Genomic DNA, 12,349 nt, shown 5'->3' with positions numbered 1-12,349 from the left:
TACGGCGACCCGGATGCGTCTCCTTCGCGGAGGTTGAGATGGACCGGGCATTGTTGGCCGATTTTCTCCGGGCACGCCGGGAGGTGCTGCAACCGGAGGACGTCGGACTTCCCCGCGGCTCTCGGCGTCGTACCGGTGGGCTCAGGCGTGAGGAGGTGGCGGCGCTGGCCGGTATGTCGGTCGATTACTACAGTCGGATCGAGCAGCAGCGTGGCCCGATGCCGTCCGAGCATGTGCTCGCCGCACTCGCCCGGGGGCTGCATCTCAGCCTGAGTGAGCGGGATTACCTCTTCGACCTCGCCGGGCACCCTGCGCCGCGGCGGGTACTGCGCGAGGATCACGTCAGCCCGACCATGATGCGCATCGTCGAGCGGCTCTCGGACACACCCGCGTTGGTGATGTCCCGCTTCGGTGAGACGCTGCTGCAGACCCGCCCGGCAGTCGCTCTGCTGGGCGACTACACCCGCTTCAGCGGAATGTCCCGCTACCTGGTCTATCGCTGGTTCACCGACCCGGCGCAACGCGACCTCTATCCCGTCGAGGACCACGCCCTGCGGGGCAGGGTCTTCACCGTGGAAATCCGGGTGGCGTACACGGCGGACCCTCAGGGCAGGGCCGGCGACATCGTCGCGGCACTGTTGGAGGTCAGTCCGGAATTCGCCGAACTCTGGCGGTTGCACGAGGTGGACGTCACCCACCATCAGGACCTGAAGCGCTACCGGCATGCGGAGCTGGGCGAGATGGAGCTGTACTGCCAGCGGCTGGTGGACCCCGACCAGGCCCAGGAACTGCTGGTCTTCTCCGCCACGCCCGGCTCACCGGACTACGAAAAACTCCAACTCCTGGCAGCCGTAGGCGCTTAAGGCTTGCCGGGAATCACCACGCTGGTTTGATCTTGGTGTTGTCTGAGTCCAGGAATCTGGCGCTGCCGACTGGTGTACGAAAACGACCAGTTGAGGAAGGAATGCACATGCCGTGTGCTTTGACGAGCGGGCGGACGTCCTTGACCCCACGGCTGATGGTCATGGCGGTGGTGTTGAAGAGCTGCCAAAAAAGCCGCTCGAGCACCGCCGAGGCCATCGGCAGGCTGACGAGCAAGGAGCGGTACTCCTTCGGCGCGCAGTTCGCCGAAGTCACCGTCGACGTCACCACCGGCGAGGTCCGGGTACGGCGGATGCTCGGGATGTCCGCGGCGGGCCGGATCGTCAACCCGCTGACCGCGCGCAGCCAGTTCGTCGACGGCATGATCTGGGGCCTGTCCATGGCACTCCACGAGGAGGCGGTCCGGGACGGGCTACGGGTGGACACGTCGGCGCGGACCTCGCGAGCCACCACTTCGCCGCGAACGCGGACGTCCTCGTCATCGAGGCGGACTGGGGAGACGACCCCGGCCCGGACGACCCAGTCGGCATCAAGGGCATCGGCGAGATCGGGATCGTAGGAGCCGCGGCGCCGATCGCCAACGCGGTCTGGCACGCGACCGGCGTACGCCACCGGCACCTGCCCATCCGCCCCGACCGCGCCCTGATGGCCGGCCGAGATGCTTGAAATCGCAACGGAACTGCTCCGGTGGGCGGCGGAGGGCCGCGACTTCGCCGTGGCCACGGTGGTGGCCGTCGGCGGCAGCGCTCCCCGCCCGCCGGGCGCGGCGCTCGCCGTCGACGCCGACGGCACGGCCGTCGGCTCGGTCTCCGGCGGCTGTGTGGAGGGCGCTGTGTACGACCTGTGCGTCCAAGCGCTCCAGGACGGCCGCGTAGTACGGGAACAGTTCGGCTACAGCGACGAGGACGCCTTCGCGGTAGGCCTGGCCTGCGGCGGGGTGATCGACGTCCTGGTCACCCCGGTCCATGGGGACGCGCCGTACCGGCGGGTGTTCGAGGCGGCCCTCTCGGCCGCCGCCAGCGGGAAGACGGCCGCGGCCGCCCGCGTGGTCCGGGGCCCGGACGAACTGCTCGGCCGCGCGCTGCTGGTCCGCGCCGACGGGGCGTACGAGGGCGGTCTCGGCGGCGATCCGCAGCTGGACCGGACGGCGGCCGCCGAGACCCGAGCGCTGCTGGCCACCGGTCGCACCGGCACGGTCGACTTCTCGGAGGACGGCTCACACTGCCCGGGCGGTGTGACGCTGTTCGTCCAGTCCAGTGTGGAACCGCCCCGTATGATCGTCTTCGGGGCGATCGACTTCGCGGCGGCGCTCGTGCGGACGGGCAAGGACGCCAGGTTCGACGTCCCGCTGCTGGAGGAGGCGCTGCGGCTGCCGGTCGCGTTCGTCGGCGCCATGGGCTCGCGCCGCACCCACGAGGACCGCAACCGGCGGCTGCGCGAAGCGGGTGTCACCGAGGAGGAACTGGCCCGTCTGCACTCCCCGATCGGCCTCGACCCGGGTGCCCGTACGCCGGAGGAGACCGCCCTGTCCATCGCGGCCGAGATCGTCGCGGCGCGCCGGGGCGGGTCCGGCACACCGCTGACCGGCGCACCCACCCCGATCCACCACGACCGCCCCGAAGGCCCAGGTCGGGTGACCGCACTGACGTCGGCAGCCGGATGACCTCCTTCTCGTAGCTCCTGCACCGCGGCCGAGCGGCGTCAGACGTACGCGGGACCGAAGAAATGCCGGCGGGTCGGCACATGGGCGGCCGCGAACAACGTCGAGATCGCCTACACCCCGACCAACGATTCCTGGCTCGACCGCATCGAAGCCCAGTTCACCGCCCTACGCTACTTCACCCTCGACGGCACGGACCACGCCACACACAAGGAACAGGGCAGCATGATCCGCCGCTACATCATCTGGCGAAACCACCATGCCGACGACCGGCGCCTACTCGCCGTCGTCGACAGGGGGACTGTCCGACTACCGGTGAGCACCGCCAGCCTGGTGACGTGGGGCAGATAGGAAGGGGAGCAGCTCGCGGGCGAAGGTGTCGGGGCGTTCCTCGGGCACGAAGTGGCCACTGCCCGGAATCACCGCGCCGGTCAGGTGCGGCGCGGCCGTGTTCAGACTGTCGGCGAGTCGGCTGCCTGTGCTGTGCTCGCCGCCGACGGCGAGTACGGGCATGGGAAGGGTTGCTCCGGTTTCGCGCCACGCCCGGTTGACGCGGCCGTCCTCAAGGAGGGTGCGGTAGTGCCCGAAGCCGGCGCGCAGTGCCTCGTATCCGCGGTAGGAGGAGGCGACGGTGGCGACCTCTTCCGGCGGGAAGGCTTCGGGTACCGCGGACAACCAGTTGAACCACCAGGTAAGGAATTCGCTCTCCCGGCCTTCGAGGAGCAGCTCGGGCAGTTCTTCGGTCATGAAGAGGCCGAAGTGGAACAGACCGCCGGAGGCCACGTCCATCGCCTGCTCCAGGCCGAAGCCGGGTAGGGCGAGTTCGACGAGGACGAGGAGTTCGACCTCCTCGGGGTGGCGACGGGCGTAGGCGAAGGCCACCATGCCACCGATGTCGTGCCCGACGACGCGCACGCCGCCATGGATGCCGAGCTGCGCGAGGAGCTCACGCATGTCCTCCGCCTGTGTGTCCTTGTCGTATCCGCTCGGGGGACGGCTGGAGGCACCCATGCCGCGCAGGTCGGGCGCGACGACGCGGTAACCGTGCGCGGCGAGGGCCGGCATGAGGTGTCGCCAGGCCCGCCATGTCTGGGGCCAGCCGGGCAGAAGAAGTACGGGTGCACCGGACCCGCCGACCACGGCATGCAGCCGGGTGCCGTTCGCCGTGACAGTGATGCTCTCGAATCCGTCGGGGAGGGGCGTTTCGTCGCTCATGGGATCACCTGGGGCTGGGTCGAAGGGAAAGACCAGGAACGTCTGTCCGTGAGGGCCGGCGGAGCCGGCGGCGAGCTCGGCCAGTACCTGGTCGGTGGACGTGACGCGGGCTCCGGTGCGCGCGGCGACACGGCGGATGCGGGCATTGTTGGGTGGTCGGCGTTGCTGAGGGCGCAGTGGGCAGGGGCAGTTCACCGTGCCGCCCTTGTGGCCGGTGAGAAGCAAGACGCTGCTCTGGGGAAGGAAGGACTCTGACGGGTACAGCTGGTGCCGTTGTGCCGGGGGTGCTGCCCAGCCCGAGCGCACGGAGTGGTCAGGTCTTCCGTGCGAGGGCTTCGCGGACCGCGGGTACGACTTCGGCGGCAAACGCGCTGATCTGTCGGGTGTGGTCTCATTCGGGCCAGATGACGAAACCGTTCATCCCGATGGCAGGATGTCGCCCCGGGTCTTGCCGGCGGGCACGCGGGCCGTCCGGGTTTCCGGGTCGACGCGGACCGGTGCGTCCATGAGAGGACGCAGCACCAGCGAGCCGTTCAGCGCGGCAGTCCGGCCCATCGCGTGGCCGGCGGTGTTCAGCAGCAGCGGCCGGCCCGCCCGGCGTGCGGCGGCGCGGACGACGTCGTCGATCGAGCGGGCGGTGAACGCGGCCGGATCGACCGGGGCCGCGAGCTGGAAGGAGGAGTCCGTTTCCGCGTGGCCGGGGGTTCCGGGTGGACTGAACAGGCTGCTGTCGTCGCTGGTCATGAATACTTCTCTGAGTCGCCGAGCAGCCGGTCAGGCTTCGAGTTCGGCACGATGTGCGGCCAGGAAGTCGGTCAGGCTCAACGGATCCGGGTTGAACGCGCGCGTCGCTTCGCGCTCACGCAGGCCGCGGTAGGACCCGGAGAACTCGGCGTAGTACTGGAACATGTTTCCCAGCTCGTCGGCGCCGGGGAAGCCGAGGCCGCGGAACTGGTCGTGGCTGGGCGGGCGGTAGTGCCGACCGTGATGACGTCGGCCGGGCCGGCGTCGAGGTCGGCGACGCGCGTGTCGATGTCGGTTCCCGCGCGGTTGAGGAGCAGGGCCGTCGGCCACAGCTGGCGCAGCTCGCGCAGGAGTGGCTCGTCGTCGCCGTGGATCAGGTGGAGGTAGGCGAGGTTCAGTGGTGCCAGGGCCGTGACGAGTGCCGGGTACAGGTCGCGGGTGTCGTGTTCGGCGATGCGTTGTAGGGGTTGCCCGGGGAGAGGCGCAGACCGGTGCGTTCGGCGCCGATCTCGTCGGCCACCGCGGAGGCGACCTCGACCGCGAAGCGGATGCGGTTTTCGAGCGGGCCCCCGTAGCGGTCGGTGCGCTGGTTGGTGTTGCCGGCGAGGAACTGGTGGACGAGGTAGCCGTTGGCTCCGTGGATCTCGACGCCGTCGAAGCCGGCTGCGATGGCGGCCGAGGCCGCGTGGCGGAATTCGGCGACCACGTCGGCGACTTCCTCGGTGGCCAGGGCCCGGGGGATGGGCATGTCCTGCAGGCCGGAGGTGGTGAACATCGCGCCCTTGGGCTGGATGGCCGAGGGGGCGACGGGCCGGCGGTGGTGGGGGGTGTTGTCGGGGTGGGAGATGCGGCCCGTGTGCATGAGCTGGCGACGATGCGCCCGCCGGCGGCGTGCACGGCGCTGGTGATCTCCTGCCAGCCGGCGATGTGCGCCTCGGTGTAGATCCCGGGGGTCAGCAGGTAGCCCTGGCCGTCGGCGGAGGGCTGGGTGCCTTCGGTGATGATGAGGGCCATCGACGCGCGCTGACGGGTACGCGCGGTTGAGGTCGGTGGGGACGCCGTCCGGCCGGGAGCGGTCACGCGTCATCGGAGCCATGGCGAGGCGGTGCGGCAGCTCGATGGCGCCGACAGTGACGGGGGTCCGGAGAGTCATTGCATTCTTTCCGTGCAGTGGATGGCTCGGTGGTCGCGGCTCAGATCGACTTCAGCACCCGGACGCGGTCGGCGAGGGCACGCCGCGCGACGTCGGAGGTGAAGGCGAGGGAGTCGAACTCGTGCGGGACGCCGGGGTGCAGGTGGAATTCGACCGGTACGCCTGCGCGGCTGAGCTTGGTGGCGTAGGCGGTGTCCTCGTCGCGGAACAGGTCGAGCTGGCCGACCTCGATGTAGGCCGGCGGCAGGCCGGTGGCGTCTTCGAGCCGGGCCGGGGCCGCCGTGGCCGGGACGTCGGACCCTCCGACGGCGTCGCCGAGGAAAGCCCGCCATCCGGTGACAAGGTCGCCGTAGTTGTAGATGAAGGGCGCAAGGTGGGGGTCGGGGGCGCCGGTGCGGTCGTCGAGCATCGGCATGATGAGGATCTGGCGGGCGATCTTCGGGCCGCCGCGCTCTCGCGTCAGGATTGCCACGGCTGCGGCCAGGCCGCCGCCGGCGCTGTCGCCCATCACGCCGATCCGGCCGGGGTCGACGCCGAGCTCCGCGGCGTGCTCGTGCAGCCAGCGCAGCGCCGCGTAGCCGTCTTCGATCGGGGTCGGGAAAGGGTGCTCGGGGGCGCGGCGGTACTCGACCGACAGCATCGGCACGCCGCTGGCGGAGACGTAGCGAGCGAGAGTGCCGTCGAAGTGGTCGATGTGGCCGAAGAAGTATCCGCCACCGTGGAAGTACACCACCGCCGGACCCGGGGTCGCGCCCTCCTTGGTGTACCAGCGCATCTGGATCCGGGCGGCGTCGTCTGTGGTGGCGTAGCTGTCGCTCATCCGGACGTCTTCGGGGAAGGGCTGGGCGGTGCTGGAGGCTGCGAGGATCGGCTCCCAGAAGGCTCGCCGCCCCTCGACGTCATCACGTGGGGGCTGGAATGCGTCGGTTCCGCCCATCTGGGCCAGAACGTCGGCTACTTCCGGGTCGAATTTGAGTGTCATGATCTCGGCCTTTCGCCTGCGTGGGGTGAGTGGCAGAACGGGCTGATGGCTGGCCGAGCAGTCGCGGGCCACCGCCAGCGGCACTCGCTGCGCCACATCAACGCGCAGCTCACCGGAGTCGATCAGCGCCACCAGCCGCGACAGCTGCTCGGCGTCGCCGCGTTCGACTGATCAAGCATGTCGTCGACCGGAATCCGGATGAAGGTTTGGCTTGACCCCGGACAAGTTGTCCGTGGTTAAGCGTGCGATGCGGCAGAGATGGACAGGGGGCGGCGAGACGGCGGACCACCGAGCGCCGCGGCATCCGGGAAGCCCGACGGGCTACTTCCGCACGGCGGTAAGGAGCTGGAGTTTCTCATGGCTCGGGGAACCGGGCGTCGCGGAGAAGACAAGCAGTTCCTGTGCCGCGTCGGGGTCCACCAGCCGTTGTGCGTACATCTCGAGCTCGCCGAGTTCGGGGTGCGGGTAGCGCTTGAGGTCGTGGTCGTGAGTGACGTCTATTTCGTGTCGTGAGTTCGGCGGTGAAGACCCTGCCGCGTACTTCGTGTCATCGGCGCCGTCGACTTCTCCGCCATGACCACACCCGCGCTGGTCGTCGCTGGCGACAAGGACCACACCCGGCACTTCACGGACATGGGACCGGACTGGCACGCCGACCCCTACCCCCGGCCGAAGTGCTGGTGCGCCGCCACCACGGTGAAGTAGCGCACCAGCCGGCGGCGGTGACCCCAGTCGGGTTTTTTGGGGGTAGACCCGCTCGTGGATCGTCGCCTGACTCCGGTTGGCTGAAGACGCTCAATTTCGGCGTCGCGTCGGCCTCGTACGGTGTATCAGGGCCACCGGTGAGTCTGCTCACCCAACGCGCATGGGCAACGCAGTTACCTGACCTGACTGGTTCTCAGTTTCTGCGAGGTCAGCGTCCCGCGACCGCCCGCTTGCGCTGCTGTCCTTGTCGACACAGCCGACGCAGAAGTGGACGGTGGGCGAACTCCTGTTACCCAGTCTTGCTGGGAGCCGTGCCACGTCCTGTCAGAGCTTGCGGGACAGCCATGTGTCGATGGTGTTGGTGGTGCTGTCGGCGTTGCGCTGGAGGGCCAGGTCGTGGCCGGCTCCGGGAATGGCCTTCACGTCGACGTCGGGGCTGGCCGGGTAGGCGGCGGTCTCCGCTGTGAGGGTCTTGTCCAGGTCAGAGGGGTCGAAGTACAGGCCATCGTGCTGGCCCACGAGTGACAGGAGGGGAACGTCGACGCTTTTGCCGTACGCGTCGTTGCTCTGCTCGTCGCCGAAGGAAGTGAATTCCCCGATGGTGGCGGTCTGCTTGGCCGCATCGTCGGCCTTGACGGTGCTCAGGTCGGCGTTGAACGGCCAGTAGAGCAGCTGGCGCATGCCGTCCCGGGTGGTGAGGGAGCCGTCCGGTATCGCACGGTCGGTGAAGGCGGCGTCTTCGGCGGCGGGGTGCATCGCAGCATTGAACAGCAGCTGACCGGCGCCGGCGTGGTGCATGAATCCCGTGACGACGACAGCGTCGACGTCTTTGTAGGTCGCGGCTTCCTGGATGGCGACCACGCTGCCCATGGAGTGGCCGACCAGTGCGACCGGCAGCCCCTTATGGGCGGCCTTCAGCTTGGTGACCAGTTGGTGGATGGTGGCGGAGTGAGTCGTGCCGTTCAGCTCGTCCGCGGCCGGTCTGCTGGAGTTGCCAGTTCCCAGGCGGTCCACGGCGACGGTGATCCAGCCGTCCTCAGCCGCCTCGCGGGCCTGCGAGATCCTGCCGCGGTCTGTCACGAGATCGAAATACCTGTGGTCATAGGTGACGCCCGGGATCATCACCTGGATGCCCCGCACGCGGGCGCGGGTCGGCCGGTATTCCACGGCACTCACCGTCTGGTCAGCCGGTCCGCTGCCGGTCAGTGAGACCTTTTCGGTGATCGTGTGGCGGGTGACGCCCGGTGCGCGCTCGGAGGCGGCCGACGCGTTGTGGGGCGCGACCGTGGCGGCGGTGAGGAGCAGCGCGGCGGACGCAGCGCCCACGGTGAAAAGGGTCACTGGGTTTCGGGGCTTGGTCGAGGACATGGAGAATCCTTGCTGTCTTGGCCGAGCGCGGTCTCGGATGAGGCCTCAGCAGGCGTCGCGGCTGATGGCGAGTGGGTTGTTGGTCGAGCCGTAGCCACCGGTAGGCAGGTCGGCCTGTCATCGGAGCGGCCGCAGGAGCGGCCTGGAAGGGGTGGGGCGGCGGTCACGTACCGGTAGTGGCGGACCGCGCGCGCCGATCTCGGTGCCTGGGCGATGGCCGGCCACCGGCTTCTGCAATGACGCGATCTGTCTTCGTTGACGGGGAGTCGTGGTATCGCGGCCCCAGCACGCGAGCAGGCCCGACGTCAGCGCTGGTCGTCGTGGACCACGCGTGGAAAGGGCGCAGTGGTGGCGGGTGCCGACCATGCCGGCCGGGACGCGCAACGAAGTCACTGTCGTCCCGGCCGGCATGGCGTTTCGCGGCTCCTGCTCTGGATCCGCAGCTCGACCTCACGGCGGACTCGCCCCGGGCAGGTTCAGCGGCCGATCTTGTCCAGCTCGGCGAGTTCCTCCTCGGAGAGCGAGAGTCCCGCGCCGGTGACGTTCTCGCGCAGGTGGGCCACCGACGAGGTGCCGGGAATGAGCAGAATGTTCGGTGACCGCTGCAGCAGCCAGGCCAGGGCGACCGACATCGGCGTCGCATCCATCCGGGCGGAGACCGCGGTCAGCGCCGCGGACTGCAGAGGGGTGAAGCCGCCGAGCGGGAAGAACGGAACGTAGGCGATGCCCTTGGCGGCAAGGTCGTCGATCAGTTCGTCATCCTGGCGGTAGGCGAGGTTGTACATGTTCTGCACGCACACGATCGGCGCGATCGCCTGCGCCTCGGCAACTTGCTCCGCCGTCGTGTTGCTCACTCCCAGGTGCCGGACCAGGCCCTCCTGCTGGAGTTCGACAAGGGTCTCGAACGGCTCGGCGAGTGAGCCGGGCCGGGGGCCCTGGGCGTCGCCGAGCCGGAGATTGACCACGTCGAGAGCGTCGACTCCGAGGTCCTCAAGGTTCTCGTGTACGGCGCGGCGCAGATCCTCGGGCCGCCGGGCAGGGGGCCAGCCGCCCTGCTCATCGCGGACCGCGCCGACCTTCGTCACGATGTGAAGGGATGCGGCATAGGGGTGCAGCGCTTCACGGATCAGCTGGTTGGTGACGCGTGGACCGTAGGCGCCGGAGGTGTCGATGTGGGTGATGCCCAGGGCGGCGGCCTCCCGCAGGACGGCGAGCGCGCCGGCGTGATCGGCGGGCATGCCCATGACGCCCGGGCCGGCGAGCTGCATAGCGCCGTACCCGAAGCGGTTGACGGTCAGGTCGCCCAGGGTCCAGGTGCCGCCGGGCAGTGACGGGGAGAGTGTGTTCGTGGTGTCGCTCATGCCGTCGATGGTCACTCCCGGACAGGAGTCGCATCCAATACCGATACGGTGCCCTGTCATACCCAGTGGGTATCACCGACGTATGCTGGGGTCATGGACACCTTGGAGACCCGCGAGCTGAGGTACTTTCTGGCCGTCGCCGAGGAACTGCACTTCGGCCGTGCCGCCCAGCGCCTTGGCATGGCGCAGCCTCCGCTGTCCCGGGCTATTCAGCAACTCGAGCGGCGCCTCGGCGTCGCCCTGCTGCAGCGCAACCGCCGCGGCGTCGCCTTGACCAACGCCGGAGAGATGCTGCTGCACGAGGGCCGCGCGGCCCTCGACGCGACCACCGCCGCCGCGCGCCGCACCCGCCGCGCCGGCGGCGCCGACCGTCCGGGCAGCTCCCGCAACCGCCTGGTGCTGGCGGTGAAGGCCGGCTCATCCCACGAACTGTTGCACAAGCTCCTCGACGCCTACGCGGTCGAGCCCGACGCCGCCGAGATCGAGGTACTGCCGAGCGGCACGTGCGAGCAGGGCGAGATGCTGCGTGACGGCCGCGCCGATGTGGCGCTCATGCACGCGCCGTTCAACTCCCTCACCGGGTTCGACAGCGAGGAACTGATGACCGAAGGGCAGATCGCCATCTTGCCCGCCGGGCACCCCCTCGCCACGCACAGGACACTGTCCCTCGCCGACATAGACAACATCCCCGATCTTCCGCTCGCCCGCTGGGCCCACGACGGTGCCTACCCCCCCGGCCCGGGCCCCGAGATCCGCGACCAGACGCAGCTGGCCCAGTTGATCGCCCTCGGTCGCACCGTGGCCGTCTTCCCCGACTCCGCCCGCTCCTGGCTGTGGGCCGAGCACACCGCCGTCCCCCTGACCGACGCGCCCCCCGTCGTCACACACATCGCCTGGCCCGCGCACAGCCGCTCCCTCGCCCTCGCGGGGCTGATCCGCACAGCCACCCGGCTATGACCGGCCTCGGAGACCGTCGGATGACTCATCACAGCGTCCCCCTTTTGCTTTGACGGGACTGTGAAAATTCAATGGCCCTGTTCGGGGCAGCGCACGAGGCAGTGGACGCCTTGCCGCACCGTGCGAAACGGCGTGACGTCTCCGCCTGGGGTCTGGCATTAGCTGCTCGCCGGTCGACCGTTCGCCAGCGCCTCGGTTCGCCAGCCGAGAAGGATCGCGCGGAGCGCGTCTTCGGCGAGGCGGCGGGCGCGATCGTTGCCTACATTGCCGAGGTAACTGAGCGACGCGATGCCGTACAGCGTGCCCCAGAGGATCTCGCAGGCCTGGTCCGGATCGGCCAGGACCACGTCGTGTGCAGCCGACCAGGTGGTGAGCAACTCCCTGAGGACGTCGATGGCCGGTTCCGCGACGCGCCGACGTTCGTCCGCGTCGACGACCGGGTCGTTCATGACCTGGTAGAGGTGGGGGTGCTCGCCGGCGAACCTGACGTACTCCGACGCGGTGCGCATCATGCGCCGGTCCGTGTCGGGCTCCTGCGCGGCTTGGCGGAACTCGGTCAGCATCAGGCGGTGGCCGTGCGCGACCAGCTCCAGTACGAGCGCGTCCTTGTTGGCGAAGTGCTGGTAGACGACGGGTGCGGAATATTCGACGTCGGTGGCGATGCGCCGGATCGTCAGAGCCGCGACGCCCTCGGCCTCGAGGACGTGCAGCGCGGCCTCGATGATCCGCTCCCGGGTGTTCGCCCGTTCGCGGGCCCGTCTCGTGTTGGTCGGCATGGTCCGTCACTTCGCTTCGATGGTGTCCTCGAACACTAGTCACCGCCTTGACCGCGCCGACGACGCCCGCCATAGTTAACCTCGTTAGGAATTATAACGACGTTAGGAACGAGTAGTAAGTCATGATTTACCACATCAACAGGGTCACGATGAAGGCCACCGTGACACCCGAGCAGATCGAGACGGCGCTGGAGAGCTGGCGCAACCAGGGCCGGTCAAACCCTGCCATCAAGTCCTTCATCATCGGCCGCGACCACGGCGGCGACTACACGTACAGCGCGGTGTTCGTCGTCGAGGACCTCGACGGGCTTTTCGCCTACCTGACCCACCCAACCACCTACCAGACCGACCACCTGGGGCTGCACCTGGTCGAACGGCTGGAGATCTTCGACGTCAGTGACGACGACGACCCCGACCTGAACGCCAAGATCCAGGAACTGCACCGTCGCCGCAACGAGCTCAACCCGCAGATCGCCGACATGCTCGCCGACGTGCCCACCTACGCCGGCTCCGGCGTGAACGACTGACCGAGACCCCGGAGAAGGA

At 69.0% G+C, this 12,349-nt stretch carries 14 protein-coding genes and 5 pseudogenes; 8 read left to right on the top strand and 11 right to left on the bottom strand.

Annotated elements, in window-relative coordinates; genetic code table 11:
• The first annotated feature begins 38 nt into the window (after positions 1-38).
• The gene (locus ACMTAK_RS41695; protein ID WP_413810932.1) at positions 39-863 is read left to right on the top strand and encodes a helix-turn-helix transcriptional regulator; all 825 of its coding nucleotides are present in this window, start codon (positions 39-41) and stop codon (positions 861-863) included.
• 13 nt (positions 864-876) lie between these two features.
• On the opposite strand, the pseudogene ACMTAK_RS52735 reads toward ACMTAK_RS41695, so the two are convergent.
• A pseudogene (locus tag ACMTAK_RS52735) lies at positions 877-1,056 on the bottom strand (ISAzo13 family transposase); the annotation flags it as partial.
• A 1-nt stretch (position 1,057) separates the two neighbouring features.
• Between ACMTAK_RS52735 and ACMTAK_RS41690 the strand changes: the two are divergent.
• The 3 genes and pseudogenes from ACMTAK_RS41690 to ACMTAK_RS41680 form a co-directional block, all read left to right on the top strand.
• A pseudogene (locus tag ACMTAK_RS41690) lies at positions 1,058-1,548 on the top strand (molybdopterin cofactor-binding domain-containing protein); the annotation flags it as partial.
• A complete protein-coding gene (locus ACMTAK_RS41685) occupies positions 1,541-2,545 on the top strand; it encodes an XdhC family protein (RefSeq protein ID WP_413810931.1) in 1,005 nt (334 codons plus the stop codon). The pseudogene ACMTAK_RS41690 and the gene ACMTAK_RS41685, both read left to right, overlap by 8 nt.
• A gap of 57 nt (positions 2,546-2,602) precedes the next feature.
• Positions 2,603-2,893, top strand: a pseudogene (locus ACMTAK_RS41680) (hypothetical protein); the annotation flags it as partial.
• On the opposite strand, the gene ACMTAK_RS41675 reads toward ACMTAK_RS41680, so the two are convergent.
• The 6 genes and pseudogenes from ACMTAK_RS41675 to ACMTAK_RS41650 all read right to left on the bottom strand — a co-directional run bounded on the left by ACMTAK_RS41675 (position 2,852) and on the right by ACMTAK_RS41650 (position 6,636).
• Positions 2,852-3,757 carry an alpha/beta fold hydrolase gene (locus ACMTAK_RS41675; RefSeq protein ID WP_413810930.1) on the bottom strand — a complete coding sequence of 302 codons (906 nt, stop codon included), beginning with the start codon at positions 3,755-3,757 and terminating at the stop codon, positions 2,852-2,854. The pseudogene ACMTAK_RS41680 and the gene ACMTAK_RS41675 sit on opposite strands and share 42 nt — an antisense overlap.
• Positions 3,758-4,174: 417 nt before the next feature.
• Positions 4,175-4,501 (bottom strand): hypothetical protein, encoded by a 327-nt coding sequence (locus tag ACMTAK_RS41670; RefSeq protein WP_413810929.1) that lies wholly within the window; start codon positions 4,499-4,501, stop codon positions 4,175-4,177.
• 30 nt (positions 4,502-4,531) lie between these two features.
• Complete coding sequence (locus ACMTAK_RS41665) at positions 4,532-4,666, bottom strand: hypothetical protein (RefSeq protein ID WP_413813289.1); 135 nt, start codon at positions 4,664-4,666, stop codon at positions 4,532-4,534.
• A 229-nt stretch (positions 4,667-4,895) separates the two neighbouring features.
• Positions 4,896-5,363: an oxidoreductase gene (locus tag ACMTAK_RS41660; protein ID WP_413810928.1), complete on the bottom strand. Its 468-nt coding sequence runs from the start codon at positions 5,361-5,363 to the stop codon at positions 4,896-4,898.
• 68 nt (positions 5,364-5,431) lie between these two features.
• Positions 5,432-5,515, bottom strand: a pseudogene (locus ACMTAK_RS41655) (hypothetical protein); the annotation flags it as partial.
• Positions 5,516-5,694: 179 nt separating this feature from the next.
• Complete coding sequence (locus ACMTAK_RS41650) at positions 5,695-6,636, bottom strand: alpha/beta hydrolase (protein WP_413810927.1); 942 nt, start codon at positions 6,634-6,636, stop codon at positions 5,695-5,697.
• A 45-nt stretch (positions 6,637-6,681) separates the two neighbouring features.
• Between ACMTAK_RS41650 and ACMTAK_RS41645 the strand changes: the two genes are divergently transcribed.
• Complete coding sequence (locus ACMTAK_RS41645) at positions 6,682-6,807, top strand: hypothetical protein (RefSeq protein WP_382155457.1); 126 nt, start codon at positions 6,682-6,684, stop codon at positions 6,805-6,807.
• Between the two features lie 150 nt (positions 6,808-6,957).
• Here ACMTAK_RS41645 and ACMTAK_RS41640 read toward each other — a convergent pair whose 3' ends face one another.
• On the bottom strand, positions 6,958-7,137 hold the full coding sequence (locus tag ACMTAK_RS41640; protein WP_413813159.1) for an MmyB family transcriptional regulator: 180 nt from the start codon (positions 7,135-7,137) through the stop codon (positions 6,958-6,960).
• A gap of 45 nt (positions 7,138-7,182) precedes the next feature.
• Between ACMTAK_RS41640 and ACMTAK_RS41635 the strand changes: the two are divergent.
• Positions 7,183-7,311: pseudogene (locus ACMTAK_RS41635) on the top strand (chlorophyllase); the annotation flags it as partial.
• Between the two features lie 354 nt (positions 7,312-7,665).
• Here ACMTAK_RS41635 and ACMTAK_RS41630 read toward each other — a convergent pair.
• Together ACMTAK_RS41630 and ACMTAK_RS41625 are read right to left on the bottom strand one after the other, a co-directional pair.
• A complete protein-coding gene (locus ACMTAK_RS41630; protein WP_413810926.1) occupies positions 7,666-8,667 on the bottom strand; it encodes an alpha/beta hydrolase in 1,002 nt (333 codons plus the stop codon).
• A gap of 518 nt (positions 8,668-9,185) precedes the next feature.
• Complete coding sequence (locus ACMTAK_RS41625) at positions 9,186-10,070, bottom strand: aldo/keto reductase family oxidoreductase (RefSeq protein WP_413810925.1); 885 nt, start codon at positions 10,068-10,070, stop codon at positions 9,186-9,188.
• Positions 10,071-10,163: 93 nt separating this feature from the next.
• On the opposite strand from ACMTAK_RS41625, the gene ACMTAK_RS41620 reads away from it, so the two are divergent.
• Entirely contained in the window at positions 10,164-11,027 is an 864-nt protein-coding gene (locus ACMTAK_RS41620) for a LysR family transcriptional regulator (RefSeq protein ID WP_413810924.1), read from the top strand.
• A 158-nt stretch (positions 11,028-11,185) separates the two neighbouring features.
• Here the strand turns inward: ACMTAK_RS41620 and ACMTAK_RS41615 are convergent, their stop codons facing one another.
• Positions 11,186-11,803, bottom strand: coding sequence for a TetR/AcrR family transcriptional regulator (locus ACMTAK_RS41615; protein WP_413810923.1), 618 nt, complete (start codon positions 11,801-11,803; stop codon positions 11,186-11,188).
• A gap of 122 nt (positions 11,804-11,925) precedes the next feature.
• On the opposite strand from ACMTAK_RS41615, the gene ACMTAK_RS41610 reads away from it, so the two are divergent.
• Positions 11,926-12,330 (top strand): Dabb family protein, encoded by a 405-nt coding sequence (locus ACMTAK_RS41610; RefSeq protein WP_413810922.1) that lies wholly within the window; start codon positions 11,926-11,928, stop codon positions 12,328-12,330.
• Positions 12,331-12,349: the final 19 nt, after the last annotated feature.

It is taken from the genome of Streptomyces lacaronensis (assembly GCF_047337785.1).
In the GTDB taxonomy this organism is placed as follows: domain Bacteria; phylum Actinomycetota; class Actinomycetes; order Streptomycetales; family Streptomycetaceae; genus Streptomyces; species Streptomyces lycopersici.
This window is presented reverse-complemented; position numbering and strand designations above follow the sequence as displayed.

Coding starts and splice junctions, on each gene's coding strand:
- ACMTAK_RS41695 (WP_413810932.1), top strand. CDS start 39: ATGGACCGGGCATTGTTGGCCGATTTTCTCCGGGCACGCCGGGAGGTG.
- ACMTAK_RS41685 (WP_413810931.1), top strand. CDS start 1,541: ATGCTTGAAATCGCAACGGAACTGCTCCGGTGGGCGGCGGAGGGCCGC.
- ACMTAK_RS41675 (WP_413810930.1), bottom strand. CDS start 3,757: ATGAGCGACGAAACGCCCCTCCCCGACGGATTCGAGAGCATCACTGTC.
- ACMTAK_RS41670 (WP_413810929.1), bottom strand. CDS start 4,501: ATGACCAGCGACGACAGCAGCCTGTTCAGTCCACCCGGAACCCCCGGC.
- ACMTAK_RS41665 (WP_413813289.1), bottom strand. CDS start 4,666: ATGTTCCAGTACTACGCCGAGTTCTCCGGGTCCTACCGCGGCCTGCGT.
- ACMTAK_RS41660 (WP_413810928.1), bottom strand. CDS start 5,363: ATGCACACGGGCCGCATCTCCCACCCCGACAACACCCCCCACCACCGC.
- ACMTAK_RS41650 (WP_413810927.1), bottom strand. CDS start 6,636: ATGACACTCAAATTCGACCCGGAAGTAGCCGACGTTCTGGCCCAGATG.
- ACMTAK_RS41645 (WP_382155457.1), top strand. CDS start 6,682: ATGGCTGGCCGAGCAGTCGCGGGCCACCGCCAGCGGCACTCGCTGCGC.
- ACMTAK_RS41625 (WP_413810925.1), bottom strand. CDS start 10,070: ATGAGCGACACCACGAACACACTCTCCCCGTCACTGCCCGGCGGCACC.
- ACMTAK_RS41620 (WP_413810924.1), top strand. CDS start 10,164: ATGGACACCTTGGAGACCCGCGAGCTGAGGTACTTTCTGGCCGTCGCC.
- ACMTAK_RS41615 (WP_413810923.1), bottom strand. CDS start 11,803: ATGCCGACCAACACGAGACGGGCCCGCGAACGGGCGAACACCCGGGAG.
- ACMTAK_RS41610 (WP_413810922.1), top strand. CDS start 11,926: ATGATTTACCACATCAACAGGGTCACGATGAAGGCCACCGTGACACCC.